The organism is Burkholderia sp. E168m23 (assembly GCF_016586125.1).
In the GTDB taxonomy this organism is placed as follows: domain Bacteria; phylum Pseudomonadota; class Gammaproteobacteria; order Burkholderiales; family Burkholderiaceae; genus Burkholderia; species Burkholderia orbicola.
The window spans coordinates 1-4,589 of the sequence record NZ_BCPP01000579.1 but is presented as its reverse complement, the minus strand read 5'-3'; the positions used below and the strand labels follow the sequence as shown (position 1 = coordinate 4,589).

Genomic DNA, 4,589 nt, shown 5'->3' with positions numbered 1-4,589 from the left:
CCGGTGATCGTGATGCATCCGATCAAGGCCGAGCTCAACGGCAAGGACGTGTCGAACTTCACCGATCCGAACGGCAAGCACCTGTTCGTCGAGATCGTGAAGGCCGGCAACGCGGAAGGCGGCAAGGGCTTCGTCGAATATCTGTGGCCGAAGCCGGGCGCGGACAAGCCGCAGGAGAAAACCAGCGCCGTGCAGCGCTTCGCGCCGTGGGACTGGTACCTGGTGACCGGCATGTACATGAACGACGTGCGCTCGGCGGTACTCGCGAGCATCGGCCGCTGGCTGGCGATGACGGCCGTGCTCGGCGCGATCGCGACGGCCGTGATGGTGCTGGTGCTGAAAAGCGTGCGCGCGAGCCTCGGCGGCGAACTCGAAGCGGCGCTCGACGCCGCGCAGCGCATCGCGCAGGGCGACCTGACCGCGCGAGTAACCGTTAAGCACGACGATCGCGGCAGCCTGCTGCACGCGCTGCACACGATGCAAGGCGGGCTGATCGACATGGTGTCGCGCGTCCGGATGGGCACCGAGAACATCAACGTGGGCGCGAGCGAAATCGCATCCGGCAACACGGACCTGTCGCAGCGCACCGAGGAACAGGCGGCCGCGCTCGTGCAAACCGCGTCGAGCATGGACGAGATGACCGCGAACGTGAAGCAGAACGCGGACAGCGCCGCGCAGGCCGCGTCGCTCGCCGGCCAGGCCGCGCAGGTCGCGACGCGCGGCAGCGAAGTGGTCGACGACGTCGTGCGCACGATGAACGAGATCACCGACCGCTCGCACAAGATCGGCGACATCATCGGCGTGATCGACGGGATCGCGTTCCAGACCAACATCCTCGCACTGAACGCGGCCGTGGAAGCGGCCCGCGCGGGCGAACAGGGCCGCGGCTTCGCGGTGGTCGCGGCCGAAGTGCGATCGCTCGCGCAACGCTCGGCGACGGCGGCCAAGGAGATCAAGTCGCTGATCGTGTCGTCGAACGAGACGGTCCAGCACGGCGCGACGCTCGTCACGCATGCAGGCGAGACGATGGCCGAGATCGTGCAGTCGGTGCGGCGCGTGAACGAGATCCTCGACGAAATCAGCCACGCATCGCGCGAGCAGAGCGCCGGGATCGAGCAGGTCAACCGCGCGGTGGGCGAGATGGACCAGGTCACGCAGCAGAACGCGGCGCTCGTCGAACAGGCCGCGGCAGCCGCGCATTCGCTGCGCGATCAGGCCGAGGCGCTGCGCGACGCGGTGACGCGGTTCGCGTTGCCGGTCTGACGGCGCCCTGCCGCTCACGCCGCCCCGCCCAGCCCTCACACCGCCGGCCCCCTCACGCCGCGCTGCCCGCCCGCAGCGCGGCCTCCCCGCTCCCGAGCCCCAGCCCCGCCGCGCGCTGAATCAGCTCGACGTCGTTGTTCGCGCCGAGCTTCTTCATCGCGCTGATCTTCTGCGCGCTGACCGTCTGCTTGCCCTTGCTCAGGCGCTGTGCGATCGTCTTGATCGGCACGCCCGACAGATACAGTCGAATCACCTCGATCTCGCGCGCCGACAGCTTCACGGGCGGGTCGCCGCGCGTGCCGAGCGCGTCGACCGCGCGCCGGACGGACGGCGACAGATAGGCGCCGCCGCTGTAACTCGAATGGATCGCCGTGACGATGTGGCCGACCTCGTCGAGCTTGCTGACGACGCTCACGTGGCCAATCCCCAGGATCGAGCGGAAGATCAGCGGATTCTCGTTGGCGACCAGCGCGACGATCCCGACGTTCGGCCGCATGCGGCGCAGCCAGTCGAACAGCGCGAGGCCGTCCATCTGCTCGTCGCCGCGAATCGCATAGTCGACCAGCACGATGTCGCAGTCGACGCCGCCGAGCGACGCGACCAGTTCGGCCGCGCTCCGGTAGACCGCGACGAGCTCGATCGCGCAGCTGCCGCCTGCGATCTGCTCGATACCGGCCAGCGTCAACGGCCAGTCGTACGCGAAGACGATGCGAACATTGAATTTCCTCATGCGCAGTTCCTGGTAATTCACCGGCCGCGCCACGCGAATGTGTGCGGCGGGTTGGGCGTTGAAAGGACGTTCAGGCTATTTTTAGCCCGAACGTCGATTCTATGAACGTGCGCGGGGACGCGATATCGGACGGCGTACGAATTGGCCGCCGCAGACGTAATACGGGTTTGATATTTGCACCGGTCCGACGCCCGGCGGCCGGCGGTCGATTGCAGCGGCATCGGCCCGACGGCCAGGGTCGCGCGCCGCGCGGCCGGTCAGCAGGTAAAATTGCGCCTTTGCATGCCACCCCGGCCCGCCGGCGGCGAGCGACGCGCCGCTGCCGGCCGCGCGCCCCGCCCGTTCGCCGGCTTTGCCCGTACCGCCCGCTTTCCTCATGACCGATTCCGACCTGCAATCCGACGACACCTCCATCCACGAAGACGGCCTCTGGCGCGACAACGGCTGGACGGCCCGCATCATCAAGAACGAAGACGACGACGGCTGGGCCGTCGAGATGGTCAAGGACGGCGAGTCCGAGCCCGCGCTCGTCGGGCCGTGGACCATGGGCCGCGACAAGAAGAACCCGAAGCCGATGGACGCGAACGCGTTCCGCACGCTCGTGAAAACCGCGACCGAAGTGCTGATGCGGCACGAACAGCAGCGGCGCGCGCTGCTGCACAAGGAAGTGACGGTGCAGGACGAAGCCGGGCAGGATGTGTCGGTGACGCTCGACATCGTGCCGGACGAGTTCGAGCCGTATGCGCAGCTCAAGGCATTCGATCCGTATGGCGAGCTGCTGGCCGACGCGAAGGTGTCGGCCGGGTTCAAGCTCAACAAGGCCAGCGCCGAACGCTGGGTCGCCTCGGGCTTCGACCGGCCTGCCTGAGCCCGCACGGTGCGCCGACGCGCGATCAGGCGCCGGCGCCGCGCTCCGCGCGCGCGAGCCGGCGTGCGGCCAGCTTGCGCCGCACGAGCTGCTCGAACTGCTGCGTCGCGACCTCCGGGTCGCGCGCGGCGAGGCCCAGCAGGTTGCGCGCGAGCTGGATCGGCGTCAGCACGATACCCCACGGCAACCCCCACCAGCCGAGCGTGGCCGACGCGAGCAGCGCGAGCGCCTGCTTCCTGCGCCCGCAGCGGCGGCAGCACACGTGGCGCCGCGTCGCCCAGCGCGTGACGAACAGGAGCGACACGACGCGATGCGACGCGTGAACGTCGACCGGCCGCCCTTCTCGCAGGCAGATCGGGCATGGCCCGTAGCGCCAGTCGTCGACGTACTGCCGGACCTTCGCGTCGGGCACCCGTTCGGCCTCGACGACGACCGGATGCGCGTGCGCGCATGCCGGGCCGCAATAGCGGCGCCCGTCGATCGACTGCCCGCCGAGCAGGAACGTCCTGCCGCAGTGACTGCACTCTGCCACGATGACCTCGGATGAACGTGATGCGCCGCGTGCCGGTCGCGCGCACCTCGATGCGCGCGTGCCGGCCGGGCCATTTCATGTCTTAACGGCCGCCGCCGCGAGGTCTTGAGCGGTCGCGCGCCATGGCGCGTCAGCTGTGCAGCCCGTGCGCGATCATCAGACGGTAGAGCGTCGCGCGCGAGATGCCGAGCTCCGCCGCGACGTCCGCATGCTGGTGGCGGTGACGCAGCAGCGTTTCCTCGATCGCGTGCCGCTCGGCCTGCCGGCGCGCCTGCGCGAGCGTCGGCGGCCGCAGCGACGTGTACGGACGCAATTCGAGATCGGCGGCCGAGATCAGCGGGCCGTTCGTCATCACGACCGCGAAGCGGATCCGGTTGATCAGCTCGCGCACGTTGCCGGGCCACGGATAGTTGTGGATCGCCTCGATCGCGCACGGCGTGAAGCCGCGAATCCGGTACGAGCCGTCGTCGCGATAGCGCCGCAGCACGTCGTCGGCGAGCAGCATGATGTCGCGGCCGCGCATGCGCAGCGGCGGCTCGTCGATCCGCAGCACGCACAGGCGGTAATACAGGTCGGCGCGGAATCGCCCGGCCTGCATCGCGGCCTCGAGATCGACGTGGGTCGCCGACACGATCCGCACGTCGACCGGAATCGACGCATGCCCGCCGAGCCGCTCGATCTTGCCTTCCTGCAGGAACCGCAGCAGGCTCGCCTGGCTCTCGAACGGCATGTCGCCGATTTCGTCGAGAAACAGCGTGCCGCCGTGCGCGGCCTCGATGCGGCCGATCTTGCGCTGGTGCGCGCCGGTGAACGCGCCGCGCTCGTGGCCGAACAGTTCGGCCTGCAGCAGCGTCGTCGGGATGGCCGCGCAGTTCACGGCGACGAACGGTGCGTCGGCACGCGACGACTGCCGATGGATCGCCGCCGCCGTCAGTTCCTTGCCGGTGCCGGATTCGCCGGCGATGAACACGGTCGCCTCGGTGTTCGCGACCTTGCGGATCGTCGCGAACAGCCGGCGCATCGCGCCGCACGCGCCGATCATCGTGCCGCCGGGCGGCGGCGCCTCCGCGGCCGGGTCGCCGTCCGCGAGCTTCAGCATCCCGTACGCATGGCCGACGAGATAGCCGATCGTCGTGTAGGCCCCTGCATTGCGCACGTAGTCGAAGCAGCAGTGGCGGATCAGGCGCGCGATCGTG

At 69.3% G+C, this 4,589-nt stretch carries 5 protein-coding genes; 2 read left to right on the top strand and 3 right to left on the bottom strand.

Going from position 1 to position 4,589, the window contains the following annotated elements:
* Positions 1–1,263: methyl-accepting chemotaxis protein (locus JMF90_RS25120; protein WP_201325560.1), on the top strand; the 1,263-nt coding region annotated here is incomplete at its 5' end.
* 52 nt (positions 1,264–1,315) lie between these two features.
* Here JMF90_RS25120 and JMF90_RS25115 read toward each other — a convergent pair.
* Positions 1,316–1,993 (bottom strand): response regulator transcription factor, encoded by a 678-nt coding sequence (locus tag JMF90_RS25115; protein WP_011547321.1) that lies wholly within the window; start codon positions 1,991–1,993, stop codon positions 1,316–1,318.
* A 376-nt stretch (positions 1,994–2,369) separates the two neighbouring features.
* On the opposite strand from JMF90_RS25115, the gene JMF90_RS25110 reads away from it, so the two are divergent.
* On the top strand, positions 2,370–2,861 hold the full coding sequence (locus JMF90_RS25110) for a hypothetical protein (RefSeq protein WP_011547320.1): 492 nt from the start codon (positions 2,370–2,372) through the stop codon (positions 2,859–2,861).
* Between the two features lie 25 nt (positions 2,862–2,886).
* On the opposite strand, the gene JMF90_RS25105 is transcribed toward JMF90_RS25110, so the two are convergent.
* Complete coding sequence (locus tag JMF90_RS25105; protein ID WP_011547319.1) at positions 2,887–3,393, bottom strand: hypothetical protein; 507 nt, start codon at positions 3,391–3,393, stop codon at positions 2,887–2,889.
* 130 nt (positions 3,394–3,523) lie between these two features.
* On the bottom strand, positions 3,524–4,589 hold a 1,066-nt coding region (locus tag JMF90_RS25100; protein ID WP_201325559.1), incomplete at its 5' end, for a sigma-54-dependent Fis family transcriptional regulator.